The 20216-nt window shown below is 50.4% G+C and carries 20 protein-coding genes; 11 read left to right on the top strand and 9 right to left on the bottom strand.

Translation table 11 applies throughout. The features are described from left to right. Positions 1 to 23 precede the first annotated feature (23 nt). From K3T83_RS30240 to K3T83_RS30215, 6 genes are all read left to right on the top strand, one after another. Positions 24 to 902 (top strand): class I SAM-dependent methyltransferase, encoded by an 879-nt coding sequence (locus tag K3T83_RS30240; protein ID WP_220206640.1) that lies wholly within the window; start codon positions 24 to 26, stop codon positions 900 to 902. Between the two features lie 546 nt (positions 903 to 1448). After that, the gene (locus K3T83_RS30235; RefSeq protein WP_220206639.1) at positions 1449 to 2042 is read left to right on the top strand and encodes a DUF1989 domain-containing protein; all 594 of its coding nucleotides are present in this window, start codon (positions 1449 to 1451) and stop codon (positions 2040 to 2042) included. A gap of 308 nt (positions 2043 to 2350) precedes the next feature. Continuing rightward, the gene (locus K3T83_RS30230; protein WP_220206638.1) at positions 2351 to 2761 is read left to right on the top strand and encodes a hypothetical protein; all 411 of its coding nucleotides are present in this window, start codon (positions 2351 to 2353) and stop codon (positions 2759 to 2761) included. A 443-nt stretch (positions 2762 to 3204) separates the two neighbouring features. Further along, a complete protein-coding gene (locus K3T83_RS30225) occupies positions 3205 to 3909 on the top strand; it encodes a TRADD-N-associated membrane domain-containing protein (protein ID WP_220206637.1) in 705 nt (234 codons plus the stop codon). 504 nt (positions 3910 to 4413) lie between these two features. Then, on the top strand, positions 4414 to 5412 hold the full coding sequence (locus tag K3T83_RS30220) for a GAF domain-containing protein (RefSeq protein WP_220206636.1): 999 nt from the start codon (positions 4414 to 4416) through the stop codon (positions 5410 to 5412). Then, positions 5355 to 6251 carry a LamG domain-containing protein gene (locus K3T83_RS30215; protein WP_220206635.1) on the top strand — a complete coding sequence of 299 codons (897 nt, stop codon included), beginning with the start codon at positions 5355 to 5357 and terminating at the stop codon, positions 6249 to 6251. Before K3T83_RS30220 ends, K3T83_RS30215 begins: the two co-directional genes overlap by 58 nt. Before the next feature lie 19 nt (positions 6252 to 6270). On the opposite strand, the gene K3T83_RS30210 is transcribed toward K3T83_RS30215, so the two are convergent. From K3T83_RS30210 to K3T83_RS30200, 3 genes are all read right to left on the bottom strand, one after another. After that, positions 6271 to 6690, bottom strand: a complete 420-nt coding sequence (locus K3T83_RS30210) for a cupin domain-containing protein (protein WP_220206634.1) — start codon at positions 6688 to 6690, stop codon at positions 6271 to 6273. Between the two features lie 206 nt (positions 6691 to 6896). Beyond that, positions 6897 to 7508 carry an ATP-dependent Clp protease proteolytic subunit gene (locus K3T83_RS30205; RefSeq protein ID WP_220206633.1) on the bottom strand — a complete coding sequence of 204 codons (612 nt, stop codon included), beginning with the start codon at positions 7506 to 7508 and terminating at the stop codon, positions 6897 to 6899. A gap of 112 nt (positions 7509 to 7620) precedes the next feature. Beyond that, complete coding sequence (locus K3T83_RS30200) at positions 7621 to 7917, bottom strand: hypothetical protein (protein WP_220206632.1); 297 nt, start codon at positions 7915 to 7917, stop codon at positions 7621 to 7623. Between the two features lie 159 nt (positions 7918 to 8076). Between K3T83_RS30200 and K3T83_RS30195 the strand changes: the two genes are divergently transcribed. Then, positions 8077 to 8475 (top strand): helix-turn-helix domain-containing protein, encoded by a 399-nt coding sequence (locus K3T83_RS30195; protein ID WP_220206631.1) that lies wholly within the window; start codon positions 8077 to 8079, stop codon positions 8473 to 8475. Positions 8476 to 8549: 74 nt separating this feature from the next. Here K3T83_RS30195 and K3T83_RS30190 read toward each other — a convergent pair whose 3' ends face one another. The 6 genes from K3T83_RS30190 to dhaL all read right to left on the bottom strand — a co-directional run bounded on the left by K3T83_RS30190 (position 8550) and on the right by dhaL (position 12456). Further along, on the bottom strand, positions 8550 to 8894 hold the full coding sequence (locus K3T83_RS30190) for a transglycosylase (protein ID WP_220206630.1): 345 nt from the start codon (positions 8892 to 8894) through the stop codon (positions 8550 to 8552). 99 nt (positions 8895 to 8993) lie between these two features. Continuing rightward, positions 8994 to 9800 (bottom strand): phosphatase PAP2 family protein, encoded by an 807-nt coding sequence (locus tag K3T83_RS30185; RefSeq protein ID WP_220206629.1) that lies wholly within the window; start codon positions 9798 to 9800, stop codon positions 8994 to 8996. 96 nt (positions 9801 to 9896) lie between these two features. Next, complete coding sequence (locus K3T83_RS30180) at positions 9897 to 10919, bottom strand: zinc-dependent dehydrogenase (protein ID WP_220206628.1); 1023 nt, start codon at positions 10917 to 10919, stop codon at positions 9897 to 9899. 15 nt (positions 10920 to 10934) lie between these two features. Further along, positions 10935 to 11315, bottom strand: a complete 381-nt coding sequence (locus K3T83_RS30175; RefSeq protein ID WP_220206627.1) for a cupin domain-containing protein — start codon at positions 11313 to 11315, stop codon at positions 10935 to 10937. Positions 11316 to 11385: 70 nt separating this feature from the next. Continuing rightward, the gene (dhaM, locus tag K3T83_RS30170; RefSeq protein WP_220206626.1) at positions 11386 to 11796 is read right to left on the bottom strand and encodes a dihydroxyacetone kinase phosphoryl donor subunit DhaM; all 411 of its coding nucleotides are present in this window, start codon (positions 11794 to 11796) and stop codon (positions 11386 to 11388) included. A gap of 30 nt (positions 11797 to 11826) precedes the next feature. Continuing rightward, positions 11827 to 12456, bottom strand: a complete 630-nt coding sequence (dhaL, locus tag K3T83_RS30165) for a dihydroxyacetone kinase subunit DhaL (RefSeq protein ID WP_220206625.1) — start codon at positions 12454 to 12456, stop codon at positions 11827 to 11829. A 166-nt stretch (positions 12457 to 12622) separates the two neighbouring features. Between dhaL and K3T83_RS30160 the strand changes: the two genes are divergently transcribed. The 4 genes from K3T83_RS30160 (at position 12623) to K3T83_RS30145 (ending at position 20215) form a co-directional block, all read left to right on the top strand. Next, positions 12623 to 13744, top strand: a complete 1122-nt coding sequence (locus K3T83_RS30160; protein ID WP_220206624.1) for a diacylglycerol/lipid kinase family protein — start codon at positions 12623 to 12625, stop codon at positions 13742 to 13744. 84 nt (positions 13745 to 13828) lie between these two features. Next, positions 13829 to 15274: a PAS domain-containing sensor histidine kinase gene (locus K3T83_RS30155; protein ID WP_220206623.1), complete on the top strand. Its 1446-nt coding sequence runs from the start codon at positions 13829 to 13831 to the stop codon at positions 15272 to 15274. 330 nt (positions 15275 to 15604) lie between these two features. Further along, a complete protein-coding gene (locus K3T83_RS30150; RefSeq protein ID WP_220206622.1) occupies positions 15605 to 17824 on the top strand; it encodes a serine/threonine-protein kinase in 2220 nt (739 codons plus the stop codon). Positions 17825 to 17914: 90 nt separating this feature from the next. Then, entirely contained in the window at positions 17915 to 20215 is a 2301-nt protein-coding gene (locus tag K3T83_RS30145) for a WD40 repeat domain-containing serine/threonine protein kinase (RefSeq protein WP_220206621.1), read from the top strand. Position 20216: the final 1 nt, after the last annotated feature.

Raw genomic sequence — 20216 nt, 5'->3', positions numbered from 1 at the left:
ATACTGTTAAGGAGACAACATACATGGGTTTAACTGAAACGGATGAAACAAACCAGTTTACATTTGAGCCTTTCGCCGCTCATCCATTTTATACCGAGGTCAATCGAGCGCTCGTTCGCCAGGCTCTCGCTCATCTGCCAGCACAGCCAAAGAACGGCCAATTCACAATTGTTGATATGGCCTGTGGCACTGGGGCAATTACCCGACTGATAGCAGAAGAGATGGCACGCCAGGGCCGTCTGGAGCAGACACGACTCATAGGTGTTGATCCATCAGCAGAAGCATTACGTCGGGCAGACACCTCAATCAAGCATATGAAAGAAGCGGGGATCAACGCTCAGGCCGACTTCATCCAAGGAGAGGCCGACGACCTGCCCTCTATCGTTCATGATGCTGACGCCGCCTTCTTTTGCAATGCCATTCACCTTGTTCCCGACAAGTTGAGCGCATTCCGACAAATGGCGGCCATTCTCACATCGGGCGGGATTTTTGCCTGTAACAGCGCCTTCTACGAAGGAACCTACGTTCCCGGCACTGAGCGTTTTTACCGCTTATGGACGAGGCGTGCGGTCGGCTGGCTCAAAAAAGAGCATCCAGAGGTGCATCTGTCACGTGAGGCAAAAGCGATGGCGATGCAGTGGGTCACACCAGACGGATACGTCAACTTCTTCAAAGAGAGCGGCTTTAGCCACGTAGAGTTTGAGCAAACCGATGTCATGATCTCGGTTGATGCCTGGAAAGATCTTGGGCAATACTGGCTCTTTATCGAGGGGGCGCTACCAGGAGTGCCGCTGACATATGGTGCGAAGGCGCTAGAAGTTGCAGTCTATCAGGCAGGAGAAGAGCTACAGCTTACCGAAGTGCCACGCACATGGCTGCAAATTGTAGCAACAAAAAGCTAACATCAACCCGATCAGGAGCATTTGTACACGCTAAAGAGGCTCTTCTGGAGCCGTATGAGGGGTATCATTATCTTCGATAACCGGTTTGCTCAAAGCTTTAGAAGCAACATTTATAGTAATACACTTCATCTAGCTTCAAGACATTATTACGGGAGAAAGATCAGGAGAGCATCTGATCTTTCTCCTCTCAATACTCGCAGTCTCCCTCCTTTTCTCCCTACCCCTACCACATTAAGCCGCGTAGAGAGGTTCTTTCTCAACAGTTGCTATTAAAGAGACGTAGCTATTGAGAAGTTTATCATGGTCAACTTGATGTTTCCTCACGTTTTTACTATGTCTCTGTTAGAATAGCATGGATGCACAATAGAAAAGAAGGTCTTGCAAGAGCCGTTGCCATCGGTAAAGGTAATACAACTGAAATTGGTAGCACTTGATTTACTTATGCTATTAGCAATAGGTGCAAAAAGCTTGTCTGAGGAAAGGAAGTTCAGTAAGCTATGCCAAGTTCTCACAACGATATCAGAGAACAGGGAAAGGATGTGAGTAGTGACTCTGATTGCACAGTACCATGTGGAAGCACAAACAGGGATTGGCTTCCTGTTACAGCAAGGCCACATTCTCACCGTCATTGATCCGCAAGGAGAACAGGTAGCCGACCTGGTGGCCTTTGGACAGTCCTACAAGACCGAATGGTTATCGTCTGGACGAAGTATCGATTATAGCGAAACCATTTATCTGACAACGGGTCATGTCCTCTACTCGAATCGAAGTACTCCAATGTTCACGATTGTAGAAGATACGGTTGGGAAGCACGATTTCCTCTTTGCTGCCTGTAGCTCAGAGATGTTTCGGATTCTCGGAGGGATTGAAGGGTATCATCCCAGTTGCTTTGAAAACTTAGTGAAGAACCTGTCCCCCTTCGGGATCACGGGAGATATGATCCCAACTCCTTTCAATCTCTTCATGAATGCATCAGTTCTTCCTACTGGACAAATCAAGATCGCCCCTCCGCTCTCGCGACCTGGCAGCTTTGTACGGCTCAGGGCAGAAATAAACCTGATTGTTGGTATTACAGCCTGCTCGACTGAGGCATGCAATAATGGCACCTGTAAGCCTATTGATGTGGAGATTACAAATTGAAACTATCTGTGATGTTGCCGCTGTAGACGATAGAGACCCTCTAGACTCATCAGATCTAGAGGGCCTTCTTCATTTCTCGGTGCGCTTGGGCGTGCATTTCTCCCCTGCCTCCTTCCATTTGTACTACTCATTGTTAGCTTTAGGATGCCATTACTTCAGCAACTACTGTATTTTTGGCATTGACACCAGCTTTAGCGGTGTGCCCCCAATCATCGTTCTGAAATGGGTCATTTGACCCATACATCGTACTGGTAAGCCAATTACAATAACTTTCAAGCAATACTAAAACAGATCCAGGAGTTCTTGTTATGGATGATAAAACACCTGTCTCTCATATTCATTGGACCTCAAAAGTGAGTTGTGGTTACTCTGTTTTTGCGATGCTTGTATTTCTGATACAACTTATTTGCAATATAGTGCCATATCGTCCACATTCTCAACTCGCACCTCTGTATCAGATCTTGTATCTGTTGCAATCTTTGCTTCTGAAGATATTTTTATTTATGCCTCTTCCTCCGTTTTTTTCTTCATTGTTCTATCTTTACCTCAGTGCTTTCATCTTCGCCGGTATTGCCTTAACCATTTCATCCAAGCGACAATGGAGAAAGGGGAAAGGCATGGCTATCGTGGGCACTATCCTGCCAGGAATAATCCTCACGCTCTGTGGAGTATTGCTTGTATATCTGCTGTTCTTCTGGCACCCTCATTTTGTTTGGTAGTGGCTCGAAAGTAACTGCTTTCATCCTCAACTTCCTAAACTTCTCTCTTCTTCAACATTGCCACATCCACCGATGCGTATAGTTCCGTCTGGTGTTTGTCTCCAATATTCAGCCGTGTCTATATCGGCGCTTATTCCTGTAGGAAATACTGGTTCTATCGGGGCATACGCAAGCATTTGTTCACGCCAGGGAAAGATTATGCCTGCGCTCTTCGGCGTAGCGATGCAGGCAAGAGTTCCTGCACAAGTTTTGCTGAGTGGACAATGCCTTGATCGGGGACGAATTGACCTCCCAGTATTTCATCTGAAGGAGATAGATAGGATGCATCAGTACATTGACTTCACACATCTAATCGATCGAGACCATTTTTATATATCCTCTAAAAAATATTTCAACATCGTCTACTTATTAGTCCAAATTCGAGTTATAGAAAGGAAAAACAGATGGCAGAAATAGAGCTTTTGATACCGATAATCACTGCAATAGCTGCTGGATTATCCTCCATAAGTGCATTGATAAAATATATCCGTGATACCTCAAAAAGGAACCAAGTTGTAGAACGCCAGGAGGATATAATCGCAAGCGAAGCTGAAAAAAAGCCGCATGAAGAGGCACAACTGGATGTTATGCAATCAATAGAGAGCCAACTAACAAAATTAGCAATGTTCTATAGTCTAAACAAAGATCAAGCAAAATTGAGTTTCCATGCTAGTATGTCAGTAATTATCATTGGTTCTCTCACCATTGCTTCTGGCATATGGCTCTTCTACTTACGTTCATCTGATATAACTCTACCAGCAATAACAATTATATCTGGTGTATTGTGTGATTTTATTGGTGCTTCATACTTCTTCATGTATCGTATGAATCTTACCCAAATGAACTATTACTTCAGGCAACTAGTCGTTTTGCAAGACACTATGCTTACTATCAAACTTGTTAAAGAATTACCTGATGAAAAAGACCCTCATGATGCAAAAAAAATCACACTAACAGAAAAAATTGTTGTAACATTATTAGAGCGAGGTTCAAATCTAACATCTGCCACACTCATCCCTCTCTATGAGGTCAATGCAGCAAAAAATCACACCTCATTAGATAAAACAACGAGGTATAGGTCGTCACGCGAGCTTAACACAACTGAATAAAGCCATTCTACGTCCTATCAATATTAATGATAAATAAGATTCCACTCTACATCCTCTTCTGAAAATCCTCTATGAGGATAGAGTTCCTAAATTGAATTGCGTTTCGGCACTAACACCACCAACGCAATTTCTTTTGTACCTTCTTATTCCTGCTCTCCTGATTGGCCGTCTTCCTTTAATGTAGCAAGGAGGCAGTTACTTCATGAAATAGCGCTCATTCTCTCCTGAATTGAGACGCATCAGCCTGACCTATTTGGTTAGCACAGTGAACATTGTTGGATGTGCATGAGAACTATGTAACTTCTGATATATAAAAGTAGGAAGTATTGTCTTGCAGTCATCAGATAAACTCGTTGGCTATGGGGTAGATACACTGGTTCTCAACGTTCGGTATAGGGATGGTTGCTATTAAAATATTTTAACAACCGTTGACGTTCATGCAACGAACTGCTATCATAAAACCCATGAGGTGCTTGATGGTTATTTTAGCGGTAGGGGAAAGATATGCAAGAAGCAGAGACATGGCGAGAGTTGTTGGCAACGATCATTAGTGATAGCAAAGAGAAGCAGCGCATCACTGAAGCGCTCAATATTACACCGATTACATTGACGCGTTGGATCAATGGAGAATCAGCGCCACGTCCGCAGAATTTGCGTCACCTTATCACTATTTTACCTCTGCATCGTGAAAAACTGGTCAAGTTATTACAAGAAGAGCAAAGTGTTGGCGATCTATCGCAGATCATACCAGAAGAGTCGGAGAGAGATATTCCGGCGGAGTTTTATGCACGCATCTTTACGGCCCGCGCCTCTACAACCGAAAATTTGCGCTTCTGGTCCACCTGCAATCTTATTTTGCAGCAGGCGATAGGCCAGCTCGATCCTAACCGTCTGGGCATATGTCTGTGGGTAGTACGCTGCATGCCGCAGTCGGGCCCACATAATAAGGTCCGTAGTTTGCGCGAGAGCGTGGGACTGGGAACGCCGCCCTGGGTGGGAAACCTGGAGCAGCAGGCAATGTTCTTGGGAGCAGAATCGCTAGCTGGCAACGTGATAACACTGTGTCGTCCTGGCATTATTCAAAATCTGGATGAAGAACATAATCTCATGCCTGCGCAACGTGTTGAAAATGAGAAAAGTGCCGCAATCTTCCCGATTCTCTACGCCGGACGCATTGCTGGCGTCTTCCTGGTTTCCAGCGCACAATACAGTTACTTTGTCTCGCAAGCACGCACCTCGCTGGTACAGAAATATGCAGATCTACTCGCGCTGGCCTTTGAGCCAGAAGATTTCTATGCGCCTGAGCAGATAGCCCTGCATGTCATGCCATCGCACGAGGAACAAAAACAATACTTTTCCCAATTCCGACAATTGATTGCGGACACGATGATCACTGAGGCACACAGAAATCGACCGGCAAATAACGTTCAAGCCGACTGGAAAGTATGGCAACGATTGGAGGAGGAGCTACTCCAGTATGCCTCGCACAAAAAGACGCGATAACCGCGCCTGCTGTCCTCTTATACTCGCTCACAGATGGTATCATGTTTGACGATTTTGATGCTCCTCTCGCTCCTTACTGGACGCAGACACGCTTAGGGCCAGGAACGCTTACAGTTTCCACCTCAACGCTTCGGCTGGCCTTTCCAGAAGTACAGGAAGGCCACTATGCCGACGCTCAAATTGACGATTACGGCTCATTAGCGCGTTCTGCATTCCCCTGGAAACCGCCATTGCGTATGGAAGTACGCTCCCGCGCTTCGCTGCCATCTGCAACGGTCGGCAATCCCACCACAAACTTTTTGCGTGGAACAGCCGGGTTTGGCTTCTGGAACTATCCCTTCTCCGTGCGAGGAGACATCTTAATGCTCCCAGAAGCCGTCTGGTTCTTCTATGCCTCACCTCCCTCCAATATGGCGCTTGTTCCGGGCGTTCCTGGTTGGGGGTGGAAGGCTCAGGTGATCCATAGCATGCGACCGGGTGCATTGCTAGCAACAGTGCCGACCGCGCTCTCAACCGGTTGGGGTCTCCTGACCGGAGACACGCGATCAGCTGCCCGCTGGCTCCAGCGACTTAGCGGAGCCAATGAAGCCTTGCTCAGTGCCGATATAACCTCCTGGCATACCTATACGCTCGAATGGCGCGCAACGGAGGCCACATTCTTTGTCGATGGCACCTGTGTCTTACGCGCTCCACAACCACCGAACCGCGCGCTCGGTTTCGTCGCCTGGCTCGACAATCAATATGCAATCGCCACGCCGCGCGGCACCCTGCGCTTTGGCACCATTGCCTGTAGCCCGCAGTGGCTTGAACTCGATTCTATTCGCATCGAGCCGCTGTAATCCTCCCTCCATATACCCCTTATCGGGCTGCCTCACGCTCAGGCGGGCCATCAATGACTATAGCGGATAGCGCCTCATCTTCAGTCCACACCATATGATCCAGACCGGCTGGCCAGAGTACCGCATCGCCAACCGTTACTTCGCGCGTCTCACCGTTCGGGCCGCCAATGCGAACAAAACCCTTGCCCTCCGTCACAAGAAACAGGATGGGAACATCGGTGCTATGTTCCTCCATATTGCCATGCGGTTCCAGATAAAATGCCACCACGAGCATTGGTCGATCCAACAAAATAGGCAGGCCGTTGACACGCTGAGCTACGGCTTCCATTTGGTCGTCGGGGATCATGCCGCGTTCAAACTGTATCGGGACGCCATATAATCCGGGGTGATTGCCCGGTATCTTCGTTTTCATGTCGGAGCTAAAGCGACGAACTTGCAAGCTAGACCTCCTGAAAATAAAGCAACAATTCCCACGTGACAGGCTCTCCCGCACAATAAAACCGAAAGAGCCACCAAAAATATCGTCCAGATGGACAATGTGCTAGCTTGCCTATGATACCATAGCGGGAAAAGATCACAGCAAAAGCCGGGAAGGATGCTCTGTTGCACGCATCCTTCCCGGCTTTTATAGAGTGGTGGGTGCCACTATTTGAAAGAAGGTTTATCCGAAAATGTCACTATCTCATCGATAATACCATACTCTTTGGCTTCGGCGGCACTCATATAATGGTCACGATCAAAATCGCGCCGGATACGCTCCAAAGGCTGGCCGGTATGCAGGTGGATAATCTCATTCAATTCATCGCGCATATGAACGATCTCGCGCGCCTGGATGTCAATGTCCGAGGCCTGTCCGCTGACACCCTGACCCAGCAGCGGCTGATGCTGGTGAATACGAGCGTGCGGCATGGCATAGCGCTTCCCTTTATCTCCCGCCATCAACAGGATCGTCCCAAAGCTGGCGGCAAAGCCCACGCACGTCGTCGCGATAGGGCAGCGCATCACACGCATTGTATCGTAAATGCCCAGGCCATCATAGACAGAGCCACCGGGAGAATTGATATACATATTAATCTCGCGCTGGCTATCTTCTGCCTCTAAAAACAAAAGCTGGGCAATGATCAGACTCGCCATACTCGCTTCAACAGGGCCATTCACAATCACAATACGATCTTTCAGCAGCCGCGAGAAGATGTCGTACGCACGTTCCCCACGACCAGTATTTTCTAAAACTGTTGGGACCAACAAACTGGACATGATAAGGCTCCTTTTTATAGTGATACAATAGCTGTCGCCCCGTAAACTGGACAACAATACTACTGGTTGATATAGCTAAACAAACATAGATGTACATTACTTCAAGCGACAATCATTCCTGCGGTCGACGCACAAAGTAATAATGGACGCGATGCCCTTCCCCGGAGGCGCTTTCGTCGAGCAGGCTCACCAGTATCCAGCCTTCTTTCCCCAGGGCATTTAACTGTTCTGCATCAGGCAGTGGAGCTTCGCGTACATCTATCGTCAGCACGTGGTACTCCCACTGCGCTGGCTCCGCTGTCACTTGCTCATAAACGGTTGGTATAAACACCGATGGACGGACATCTGGTTTATCGGCCATCGAGAGATGAGAGAAACGCTGTGTCTGAAAAGGACGTGGACCAAACATTGTTCTGCTCCTTTGTGAATACTCCTCTCAATCAAGAGAATAGATCCGTTTTCCTTGTCTTGAATATAGCATGCCAATAGCTTATACTGATAGAGAGAATATATGCTGTTAGCATACCCTGTTCAAAAGCAATGCTAATAGCATAGGAAGGTACGTTTTATGGCAGATTTACAGGAAATTGTCGGAAAGGTTATACGCCAGGAAAGACAATTACGCCAGATGACTATCAAGGAGTTGGGAGAAAAGGCGGGTCTTTCCGAGATCTATGTAGGAGAGATTGAGCGAGGACAGAAATATCCCTCAGCGAAAGTCCTGGAAAGCCTTGCCCGCGCGCTGGACCTGGATCTGGCGGAACTGCTGGAACTGATGGCGGAAGAAATCCGCAGCGAACGCGAGCCACAGATGACCAGGGCTATCGGCTTTACTGTTCCCTCATCTTCCGGCCAACCCCGCCGTCTGGTGGTCAAAAATATCCTCAATATGCTTGATGAAGGGGATGTCGAGAGCGTTGCCGACTTCAGCGCATTCCTGCTCTCCAAGCATCTCACACCAATTTAGGGACATTCGCACAAAAAACGAGGTGAGATTGGTCTCTACCTCGTTTTTTGTATTACCGCAGATGTGTTAACCATTTAGAACCAGCGACGCCGTGTGCGAGGACGACGGGCATACGTGCCGCGACGATAGGTATAGCGTGAAGCATACGGGGCCACTCTATGATAGGCAAAACCGCTCCACAGGATGACGAGAATTGCTGCTACAAGTACCGAGCTGATCAGCGGAACACCCTCTACACGCGGCTCACCAGCGATAGAAAAGTGGAACACGCCAACGATCAAGAGAATAGCAATAAAGCCGAGAACGATAGCTCCGATAATACCGCCCGGAGTGCGGCGGCGCGCCAGCACTTCGCCGAGAATACCAACAAGAGCTGAAATGATTAACCAGATGACCAGGGTAGTAAACGTAATAGTCATGATTTTATACCTCCATGTCCTTAAACCCCATTTTATACAAGGCTTCCATAGTAATACGGGTAAGCTCGTCATTCGGGTTCAACCATCATCTACCTGCCACTAGCCATGTATCCTCTTCTCACGCCAGCGAGCCAGAAGCGACGTGACCCGGCGATAGAGAAAGATGAACAGAAACAGGTAGATGGCTCCCTCAAGATAGCCACCGAGTACATCGGTCAGCCAGTGATCGCCCAGCAGGACGCGTGAATAGCCAATCGCGAGAATATCATAAACGGCGAAGAGTTGCAGCGGCAGGAGCCACCAGCGATAACGCCACTGACGGACAGGCCGGGTGAAGGTCAGGTACAGCAGAAAACCGTAATAAGCAACATCATGTTCCGTATGCCCGGAAGGATAGGTTGGGAAGGGAACGAGCGGCGTTTCCAGGTGGATAGGATACTTATGCGGATCAGGGCGTGGACGACTGACCAGAATGTCTACCAGCACGTTCATCGCTGCCGATCCTAAGACGGTCAGCGCGAAAAACAGGCCATTCTGAAACCAGACCAGAGGAGATTTTTTGCGCAACCAGAAGACGATACCCATGATAAGCATACCTGCCGACCAGAAGATGCCGCCAACCAGAGAGGGCAGAGGATTATCCAGCACGCTAGGGAAGCGTAGAACGGCGTCAAGCCAGGGCCAGAGCTGCAAGTGCTGAATAGTGATTGTGGCGGCGAGATCGATAGGATACGGGGCTGGATGAACATGCACGAAGAAACACGAGACAATAAACAGCAGCAGGGCGATCACCCATATAATAGCCTCCAACCGGTGCCAGCGAGTGGCATCCTGACGCCTCTCACCACCCGCCGTCGTCGTAGCGGTAGGCGTCTGTATTCCTTCGGGATCAGTGGTTTTACGCATTGCAATCCTCTCACCAAAAACATAGTGAATTACCGTCATCACTATGATTACGAGCTGATTAGCTCGGCTGGATGCAATGCTATTCGCTGTTAACGACTATGTATGAATAACCACTTTCAGGGCGTTGCCGGGCCGTGCAACCAGGCGAAACGCCTCAGCCGCATCATGAAGCCCAAAACGGTGGGTAATGATCGTCTCAGGGCGGATGCGACCGGATTGCAACAAAGCAAGCGCCTGCCTTGTATCATATGGACCTGCCGAATAGCTGGTACGAAGCGTGATCTCTTGAAAGAAAAGATAATTAGGCGTCAACGTCAATTCCTCAGTTGGAGGGGGAGGAGCAAAGAACAGAACCGTTCCACCGGGACCAACCAGCTCGACGCCTTGCCGCATGACGCTCATATGAGATGGAGTTACAATCACCACATCAGGTTTGAGGCCATCATTCGCCGCCAATACCTGATCGAGCTGTGGTTGAGCCTGGGGATCAAAGGCGCGATCAATTCCGGCCTCCAATGCGCGCTCTCGTCGATAAGCGATGGGATCAGCGATCATCACACGAATTGCACCACGCTGCCGGGCCAGTTGTGCCAGCATGAGACCGTTGCTCCCAGCTCCCAGCACAAGCACGCGGTCTCCTGGCTGGATATTCGCTCGTTGAATCCCACGAATACAGCAGGCCAGCGGCTCGATCAGCGTAGCAGTTTCAAACGAGAGATCGTCAGGCAACGGAAGGACATCAAGCTGCACGTTTTGAGCCGGGACGCGCACATATTCTGCCAGACCACCTGGATAGAGACGCGTGCGACGAAAGGTGACGCACTGCGAAAAAGATCCTCGCTGGCAAAAATGGCAAATCATGCAGGGAACATGATGATGAAAAAATACGCGCTGTCCGGGTGCGAACTGCTCGACACCCTTGCCAACGCTCACAACCGTTCCCACTGGCTCGTGGCCCGGATAGAGCGGGGCACGTGGCTGCATATACCACTCCATCACATCACTAGCACAGATGCCACAGGCGTTCATCTGGACCAACAGTTCGCCGGGACCGATCTCCGGCACCGGCTGCTCAACAAGACGGATATCATCGTTCGCATGATATTCGACGACACGCATACAACTCTTCCCCCCTCAACGTTTGGCAGGAACCACACAGAGAAAACCAAACGGTTCATCGCCAACGGTAAAAAATTGATGGACTTCATTACCAGCAATATACACAATATCGCCAGTATGTAATTCATGCTCTGCATCTCCCAGCCGCAAACGAGCATTTCCGTGCAGCACATAGACGCCATGATCGTGCGCGTGTTGATCAAGCGACGTATACCCGCCGGGCTGGACGGCAAAATAGCGCAGGTGGAAGTGCGGGGAGCCTTCTTCATTGCCAACAAGAATTTGACGCGTGGCCCGATCTGCACCGCTATTGTCCGGCCCATACGCTCGCACCAGGACATCTTGCCAGCGTAGCTCCCCATTTTCCGTCCCACCAAAACGATGTATCACACTCATAGCATCTCCTCATTTTTCACAACACGCTCTGATCCGCTATCAGACCAGACTTTTCACCGATCGATAGCGCTCAAGAAGGTTGATCCGATATTTTTGGTAGCAGATGAGCATTAGCAGCGGCGGCGGCAACATCATCTAGACTGTTGCCAATCGAGGCTTCGACGGCGGCAATCACCGCTCCTTCAACCAGAGGCGCGGGGCTGATAACAATGCGGCGCGGCTGCTCTGCGGTAAAGGTTTCGACCGCTATTTCGGTCGTCATAACCGCACTGCCCAAATCGAGCAGCACCAGAATACCATCAGGACCATCTACCTGATGCAACGCGTCCAGCACCTTCTCCATCGCCGTACCCAGTGAGCCGTCAGCCGTTCCTCCTGCGGTGGCAATCGCAACCTTGCCCTGTGCCATCTGTCCCGCTAATTCCGCCACACCTTCGGCCAGCTTCGTGCTATGAGAGACAATGACTAAACCGACAGCCATAAAGCAGAGACCTCCACAAAAATAAGAACACTATCCACAACTATCTGCTAACGTTTTCAATATCAGCCAGCTAGAGGTAGCCCCAGGATCTTGATGACCAATGCTGCGCTCCCCAAGATAGCTGGCGCGCCCTTTGGTAGCCAGCAGGGGAATCGTCGCCTGCACTCCCTGTTGGGCGGCATCGCTGCTCTGCTTGAGGAGTTGCGCCAGGTCCAGACCATCGCTTCCGGCTTTTTTGGCGGCATCCAGCGCAGGTTGCAAGGCATCAAGCATTGTCTTCTCTCCTACCTGAGCTTTGCCACGCGCCTTCACCCCTTCCACAAAAGCTGTCAACAAAACTACCACATCGGCTTCGGACAACACCTGTTTGCCGGCGGTCGCGATGCCTGCGCGCAAGAAGGCCGTGCCATACAGTGGTCCACTAGCCCCGCCAACAGTGGAGACGAGCGTTGTGCCAACAGTCTTGAGGATAGCGCCAATATCTGCATTGGTGAGCGTTGCTAATTTTGCAGAAACAGCTTTGAAACCACGATCCATATTCGCGCCGTGATCCGCATCGCCAATCGCGGCATCTAGCTGCGTTAAATACTCGCGGTTTTCTTGCAGCACTTGAGCTAACTGTTGCAACCAGCGCAAGACATCTTCTGTCGTCATAGACATAGCAACCTCCAATCCGGCAAAACCTTCTACTTACATCTGCTTCTCTTCTCTCCTCATCAGACGGCCTCTGAAGAACAAAGAGCTATGGGTAGTATAGCACACGGTTGCCCTGATGCTCCTGTCAAAGATATACTAAGAAAATAGCGTCAACAGAAGCGAGAAAGACATGGAAGAAAAGAAATCCCATCATCACAAAGCGCTCATTGTCCATAGCCCACATTCTGGACGCTCAAATGAGCTTGGACTCGCCCTTGATTACTTACAGCAGGAGGACATCTCCATTGTCGAGGTGCTGGCAATCAACGATCTGGATGGACTACCAGAGCAGGGGCAGCACTGGATGCACGCTGGTATCGACCTGATTGTCGCGGCTGGAGGAGATGGTCTGGTAGGAGGCGTGATTACCCATATCGCGGAAAGCAATCTACCACTGGGTATCCTGCCGTTGGGTACGGCAAACGATACCGCTCGCTCCCTCTCTATCCCGCAAGATATTCGCCTGGCCGCTAAAAATATTATGCATGGACGACAACAATTGATCGACATTGGCGTTGCCCAGCCAGCCGAGCAAGCACCGCATGCGGCATCCGGGAAACGCGCACCGTCTCTCAATCCACAAACGGCTCGACCAAAGCAGGGCTATTTCGCTCATGCGTTGACGGTAGGCCTCAATGTGCAATTCGCACATCTGGCAACCAGTATTGCAACTCGTCAGCGCTACGGCAGATTGACCTACCCGCTCACGGCGCTCGAAGTCTTGAAAAACCATACCGTACTCGATGTAGAACTGCGCTTCGAGGGGCTGGTAATGCAATCTGGCGTGGCACCTATGCAGCCAAACGATGCAATCCCGCCACTCCGCTGTCGAGCGCTCCAGGTGGCGGTGATCAACGCACCCATTTTTGGTGGAGCATGGCAGTTGACGATCCCCGGAGCCAGTCTGCACGATCGTTTGCTTGATATCCTTGTTATAGAAGATATCGATAGAGCAACGCTGGCAACTGCAATCACACATTTTCTCTCTCATCAAGAGCAGCAACCCTCTGATCTCGATCTATTGCAAGCGCGCTATCCTTTGCTGCACACAGCTGAACTCACGGGTATTCCTGGTCTGCATCACTTGCGCGTACGGGGAGTAACCATTATCACACAAAATGATCCCCAAGATGTGACGCTCGATGGAGAGATCCGAGGTCAGACGCCAATCTATACCTCTATGGCAAAGCAATGCTTGAAAGTGATTGTTCCCTTGCATCACAACACAATCTCCAACGAAAAGTGGCCTTGACCGGAAAAGATAAGAAAGGTACACTGGAAGTGGTTAACCTCCTATGAAAAGGGAGCGAGCAACAGAAAAGACAAAAGCAACTTTATGGCAAATTCCGAAGAACTGATTCAATTTCAAGCCACCATCTTAGCAAGTATTCAAGAGAGCGTCATTGTCACGGATTTACAGGGCTCTATTACCTACTGGAACAAAGGAGCCGAGCACATCTTCGGCTATACGGCTTCTGAGGTACTTGGCAAAACTCCTGCTCTCCTGTATCCCACACTGTCGAGCGATGCACTGCAAGCCGACTTACAACACGTACTTGCTGGAGAGGATTATCTTGGAGAGTGGGAGGGACGACGCAAAGATGGCACAACCATATGGATCGATATTAGAACCACGCTCATGCATTCCCTGGAGGGCGCGCCGATAGGGTTTCTTGGTCTTGGCAAGGATGTAACGCAACGCAAGCAAGCTGAAATGCTGGTTCAACAACAAAAGGCGGCGCTACAACATAGCCAGGAGCAGGCACGACGGCTCATTGACGCGAATATTATCGGCGTAGTCATTGCAGATAACAGGCATATTCTTGAGGCCAACGATGCATTCCTTGAGATGGTTGGCTATACCCAAGAAGATGTGAAATCTGGGCGCCTCGACTGGTGGGACATCACCCCCCGTGAGTTTCTTCCCGTGAGCATGAAGGCTGTACAGGAGTTGCAGGAACAGGGGATATGCGCTCCCTTTGAGAAGGCCTACTATCGCAAAGATGGCAGCCAGGTTCCTATTCTTATTGGTGCGGCACGCTTCCAGCAAGATCCTTTCCAATGGGTCTGTTTTGCCCTGGACATCACAGAGCGCAAAGACCTGGAACAGCGTAAAGATGACTTTATCAGCATAGCCAGCCATGAGCTAAAAGCGCCGCTCTCGTCCCTCAAAGGGTTCACGCAACTCTTAATCAAACGGCTTGAGCGAAAAGCTCAGGTGGAAGAGTTGCCCCTGCTACGCAAGATGGACGAGCAGGTCAATCGTCAGGTCAAACTCATAGATGAGCTATTAGACGCCTCGAAAATCCAGGCCGGGCGATTAGATTATGAAGAGGAAGCAGTTGACCTCACCCTCCTCCTGCGGGAAACGATTGAACAACTACAACCAACCTATCCAACGCATATCCTGGCACTGAGCGGAACGGCTCCTGCTATTACAGTGGGAGACAAAGATCGCTTAGGTCAGGTGTTTACCAATCTGATTACAAACGCCATCAAGTATTCTCCCGACGCAAATACTGTTGAGATACTGCTTGCCACCTCTCCGCAAACTGCAACTATTCGCGTCCGTGATTATGGTGTGGGCATTCCTCAAGCCCACTTGAAACACATCTTTGAGCGCTTCTATCGCGCCTATGACTCGCGCAATAAAGTATTTTCAGGATTAGGGATGGGACTGTATATTGCCTATGAAATTGTCAAGCAACATGGAGGAGAGCTTATAGTTGAAAGCGAAGAAGGAAAAGGCTCAACATTTACCGTATCACTACCATTAAAATAGGAAGGGCTTGAGCAGTAAGAGGGCATAGAAGATCCGCTTCTTTTCTGAATCACCTTCACTGACAGGAAGCGAGTTAAGAGGCTCCATAATATGGGTATACACTATGACCAATAGGCTATTCGCTCCTCACAACCACCTCTATGCGATATCATAAAGGTATATTTTTTACAAGAGGCTGAGAGGCCATTTCACGACTTTTTGATATCCAAACCTCATCAAGTACGCAGAGCAATACAGCATCAATTGTCTATACAGGCGTTCTAAACCGTAGTATAGTATAGGCCGGGCTTTATTACATACAATATTTTTCTGTAGGGGTAAAAAAAGAGCATGAGAGAAGGTGAAGCCGTACAACGAGCAGCCACTAGAACTCTTGGTCGCTACCAGATTATCAGACGTATCGGCAGGGGAGGGATGGGAGATGTCTGGCTCTGCGACGATCCACGCCTGCATCGTCAGGTCGCCATCAAAACCTTACCTGCCCAGAGTCAACAGGATCGTGAGTTCTCTCAACGCTTTGAGCGAGAGGCCCAGGCGTCGGCTGCGCTTGGTCATCCGCATATTCTCCCCATCTATGACTATGGCGAACAACCCACAAAAAACGGGCAGGTCGTCACTTATATCGTGATGCCATATGTCTCGGGCGGCTCTTTAACAGAGCGTATCGCAACCTATCAGACAAGGCAAACGTTCATGCCGCCCCAGGAGGCCATCGCATATCTCTCACAGGCAGCGGAGGCTATCGATTATGCCCATGCCCAGGGAATCATCCATCGCGATATCAAGCCCGGCAATATGCTCCTGCGCGATGATCGCTGGCTCTTGTTAACAGACTTTGGCATCGCCCATATTCTTTCCAGCGCAGAAAATCTGACGCAAACTGGTGTTGGCATTGGCACTCCTGAATATATGGCACCGGAACAGGCGGAAGGCAGAGCTGAGGCCGCCAGCGATCTCTATAGTCTGGCAGTCCTGGCCTATTACCTTTTTACAGGTTGCCTTCCTTTCAATGCCGAAACAAGCTATGCGACCACTATTCAACATATGACCATGCCACCTCCACCGCCGCAACAATTCAATCCGGCACTCCCACCGGCATTTGAGATGGCGCTGCTGCATGGCCTCGCCAAGCAACCAGCAGAACGCCCTAAATCGGCACGCACATTTGCTGCCTCGCTGCAACAGGCATTTGTAGGTACACCATTTGAGGCACTTATGATCTCTGCCACACCGTATTCACCTTCTGCTGGACAACCCAATACCTTTTCAACGATCACGCAACCCACCATGTCCAATGGACAAGAGAGCGCAAACCAGAATACGCCAGTTGGACAGCCAGGGAGCCGCTCTCTCTCCCGGCGAAATATGCTCATAGGAGGCAGTGCGGCTCTAGTTGTAGCGGGAGGGCTGGGAACATGGGCCGCCATGTCAAAATTTCGCGCGGCCCCAAACCAGCAAACAAAAAGTGCTCCAACGCCAACCCCCAATCCTGATGGCCCTAATCTGATCTTACAGGGGCATCTGAAGCCAGCCAGTTCGCTTGCCTGGTCTCCTCAAAAGAATGTGCTGGCATCCATTGCCGATCAGGACGATCTGTTGCTCTGGGATATCACCAAACAACAAAGTGGCTCACCTGACCCGATAGCCAGGCGCAAAGCGCGCAAAGGCAGCGCGATGCTGCTCTCCTGGTCGCCCGATGGCAGCATACTGGCCCTGGCAAACACAGGAGAAGAACCGCTCAGCCAGGATAGCGCCGCCATCGATTTCTACACCAGCGATATCAGCAAACTCGCTCCGGGCTTTACTAACTATGTAACCGGCGAGGGCACGGCTACAGTCTCCGGGATGTGCTGGGCCAACAAAACAACACTGGTCACGGTGACACATTCTCCCCTCAACAGTAACGATTCCAACCATTTTCGCCTGTGGGCAATGGATGTCACACAGCCCGGGCAACACATCAAGGCAATTCCAATAGCAGGCTCGTTGGGAGGAGGATTCTCCCTTAGTGCGCCCCCACAACTGCTGGCAACATCGCCGGATGGGACGCTTGTCGCGATCTCGTTGTACACTACAATTGTCATCGGCAAAGTGAGCCTGCTTGCCAATACGGTACAATGGCAACCGACCTCCACGCTCCAATTTGAGAAGAACTCATTTGCGCAATCAACCGGCGTTTTTTGGGCACCAGATGGGAGGAACATAGGAACGTTTTTTCAGTCCAATGTCTCAAGCCTCTACCTATGGAACTGGCCGAACAAACAAAGTACGCCAGCCAAAGAACTCGATACCGATGCAAAGCTCATCACAATGGCGTGGTCTCCCACACAAAAAAATCCGCTCATTGCAACGGCTTCCACAGATGGGAAAGTGCAGATCTGGAACCCGAACAAAGGCACTGCCCCGGTGGGAACGCTCAACGGCGGGGAGATCACCAATAAAAAAATCACGGCTCTGTCCTGGTCGGCAGATGGGCAATGGCTCGCAGCCGGCTATGACGATAATGATACAAGCATCCTTGTTTGGAAAATACAGGGACGAGGCTTTTAAGCTACTCTGGCTCGTCAGAACCAGGCGGCTGAAACAGAATTAGTATATTAAGAATGGATGGTATAGCAGAGCAAAGGCAGGATACATGCTGTGAACGACGGTGATATCATGACAACAACCAGCTTAGGGCGCTATCGTCTGCTCAAGCAGATTGGCAAAGGAGGCATGGGCGAAGTCTGGCTTGGCGAAGACCCACGCTTGCACCGTCAGGTTGCGATTAAAACCCTTCCAGCACAAAAGCAACAGGATAATGAGTTTCTGCTCCGCTTCGAGCGGGAGGCGCGGGCCGCAGCAGCGCTCAATCATCCCCATATCCTTCCTGTTCACGATTTCGGCAAACAGAACTTGCCCGACGATGAATTCATCGCTTACATCGTCATGCCCTATATCACCGGCGGAACGTTAGCTGATCGTATCGATGCACATAACACCAACCAGACATCGATGCCACAACAGGAAGCGCTGGCCTATCTTACACAGGCAGCAGAGGCTATCGATTACGCCCACAAGCATGGTATTATTCATCGCGATATCAAACCTGCCAATATGCTCTTACGCACCGATAACTGGTTGCTGCTAGGCGATTTTGGCATCGCGCGCGTCCTCTCCAACACAGAAAATCTCACGCGTACAGGTGTTGGCACTGGCACCCCTGAATATATAGCGCCGGAACAGGCCCAGGGGAGAGCAGAAGCCTCCAGCGATATCTATAGTCTGGCCGTTCTCGCCTATTATCTTTTTACAGGAAAAGTTCCCTTTAAAGCTCTGTCCAGCTATGGCACAATAGTACAGCATATAACTTCAGCGCCACCAGTGCCGAGGCAGATCAATCCAGCCCTCTCGCTCCAACAAGAACAGGTGCTGCTACATGGTCTCGCCAAAAAGCCAGCGGAACGGCCCAACTCGGCCTGCGCGCTGGTGGAAGAGCTACGAGAGGCTTCGGGCAACACATCGTTCCTTAGTTACGCACCAGTCGTCCCACGGCAAACAATGCCCGGCCCTACCACGAGCGCGTTCTCACAGCAAATCTTTTCGTCACAGAACCAGCTGCCCATCACCGGGCAATCTCACCAGCCTGCACTCAGGCAGAACAGCACCTCATCTGAAGAGGGGCAAACATCTCAAATACGAGGCTCATTCAATACAAAAGCTGAACATGCCTCCCACATACGAGATCCACATGCGACTCAAGCTGAACCCATACCTCACATTCAGCGATCGCTCAATCCCGAAACAGACAGAGCAGCAAAACAACAGGTTTCACGGCGCTCTTTGTTAATCGGAGGTGGTGCGACGCTGGCCGTTTTAGCGGGAGGTGCGGGAACATGGGCTTTCACAAGCACCTGGCAAAAACCTGAAAGCACTGCACAGCTCACGCCCACCGCTACTGATCCTAATGGACCTGATCTGATCCTGCACGGACATACGAAGCCTGTCACCTCGCTGGCATGGTCGGCGCAATCTCTGCTCGCGTCGGCCTCAGAAGATGGCACGGTGCTGCTCTGGAACCCGCAACAGCAACAAGCAATCCAACCTTCCGCCACCGCCAGACAAACGTTTCAGCCCACCGGTCCTTTGCTGCTCTCCTGGTCTTCAGATGGTCAGTGGCTTGCAATAGGCAATACGGGCAAAGGAACAACGGCCTCGCTTGAGCTATATTCCAGCGATTTGCGCAAGACGGCCCCTGGCTATAGCACAGCTGTAACTATTCCCAGCAAGACGGTCATCGCCGGTCTCGCCTGGCAGAATCACTATCTTACAGCCATCGCCGCAGGAGAGAAACCGCTACAACTGCATATCTGGAATACTCAGGAGCCACAACAACAACTCGATCCCATCGCGCTCACTGGCACCCTTTCAACGATGCTATCAGCCAGATCACCGCTGCTCCTGGCCTCGCCCGATGGTAGCCTGCTTGCTCTGGCGGAGGCAGAAGGCGTTATTGCTGGACAGATCAAGCTATCAGGAACAACGGTACAATGGCAGCAGGTGCTAAGCCCGGTCAAGCTGGATGGTCGCATCAAAGCCATCAGTTGGATGTCCAGCGGAACTGTGATGGGTGCTCTGACCACAACAAACGATCAGGCGTTCTCTCTAGCGCTCTGGACGATGCAGAAAAAAGAGCAGGACGCGCTCTCCACTGATGCAATACTCACCACAATGGCCTGGTCTCCTGCCGCCACCAGCGATCTCATTGCCATCGGAAGCAAGGATGGACAGGTATTGATCTGGAAATATGCAGGCAGCAATATTCCTGCACACCTGAATAGCAGCTTGAAGGCTGAGGTTATCAGTCTGGCGTGGTCACCTGATGGACGGTGGTTGGCCGCGGGTTTCAATGATAAAGATGCAAGTATTCTGGTTTGGAACATACAGGGACGAGGATTCTAAG

The organism is Reticulibacter mediterranei (assembly GCF_016587455.1).
Note: the sequence above shows the minus strand (reverse complement) of the source record. Positions and strands in the feature narration are given on the sequence as shown.

Excerpts from the sequence above, each read along its gene's own strand:
- K3T83_RS30240 (WP_220206640.1), top strand. The coding sequence starts at position 24 with ATGGGTTTAACTGAAACGGATGAAACAAACCAGTTTACATTTGAGCCT.
- K3T83_RS30230 (WP_220206638.1), top strand. The coding sequence starts at position 2,351 with ATGGATGATAAAACACCTGTCTCTCATATTCATTGGACCTCAAAAGTG.
- K3T83_RS30225 (WP_220206637.1), top strand. The coding sequence starts at position 3,205 with ATGGCAGAAATAGAGCTTTTGATACCGATAATCACTGCAATAGCTGCT.
- K3T83_RS30220 (WP_220206636.1), top strand. The coding sequence starts at position 4,414 with ATGCAAGAAGCAGAGACATGGCGAGAGTTGTTGGCAACGATCATTAGT.
- K3T83_RS30215 (WP_220206635.1), top strand. The coding sequence starts at position 5,355 with ATGGCAACGATTGGAGGAGGAGCTACTCCAGTATGCCTCGCACAAAAA.
- K3T83_RS30205 (WP_220206633.1), bottom strand. The coding sequence starts at position 7,508 with ATGTCCAGTTTGTTGGTCCCAACAGTTTTAGAAAATACTGGTCGTGGG.
- K3T83_RS30200 (WP_220206632.1), bottom strand. The coding sequence starts at position 7,917 with ATGTTTGGTCCACGTCCTTTTCAGACACAGCGTTTCTCTCATCTCTCG.
- K3T83_RS30195 (WP_220206631.1), top strand. The coding sequence starts at position 8,077 with ATGGCAGATTTACAGGAAATTGTCGGAAAGGTTATACGCCAGGAAAGA.
- K3T83_RS30190 (WP_220206630.1), bottom strand. The coding sequence starts at position 8,894 with ATGACTATTACGTTTACTACCCTGGTCATCTGGTTAATCATTTCAGCT.
- K3T83_RS30185 (WP_220206629.1), bottom strand. The coding sequence starts at position 9,800 with ATGCGTAAAACCACTGATCCCGAAGGAATACAGACGCCTACCGCTACG.
- K3T83_RS30180 (WP_220206628.1), bottom strand. The coding sequence starts at position 10,919 with ATGCGTGTCGTCGAATATCATGCGAACGATGATATCCGTCTTGTTGAG.
- K3T83_RS30175 (WP_220206627.1), bottom strand. The coding sequence starts at position 11,315 with ATGAGTGTGATACATCGTTTTGGTGGGACGGAAAATGGGGAGCTACGC.
- dhaM (WP_220206626.1), bottom strand. The coding sequence starts at position 11,796 with ATGGCTGTCGGTTTAGTCATTGTCTCTCATAGCACGAAGCTGGCCGAA.
- dhaL (WP_220206625.1), bottom strand. The coding sequence starts at position 12,456 with ATGTCTATGACGACAGAAGATGTCTTGCGCTGGTTGCAACAGTTAGCT.
- K3T83_RS30160 (WP_220206624.1), top strand. The coding sequence starts at position 12,623 with ATGGAAGAAAAGAAATCCCATCATCACAAAGCGCTCATTGTCCATAGC.
- K3T83_RS30155 (WP_220206623.1), top strand. The coding sequence starts at position 13,829 with ATGGCAAATTCCGAAGAACTGATTCAATTTCAAGCCACCATCTTAGCA.
- K3T83_RS30150 (WP_220206622.1), top strand. The coding sequence starts at position 15,605 with ATGAGAGAAGGTGAAGCCGTACAACGAGCAGCCACTAGAACTCTTGGT.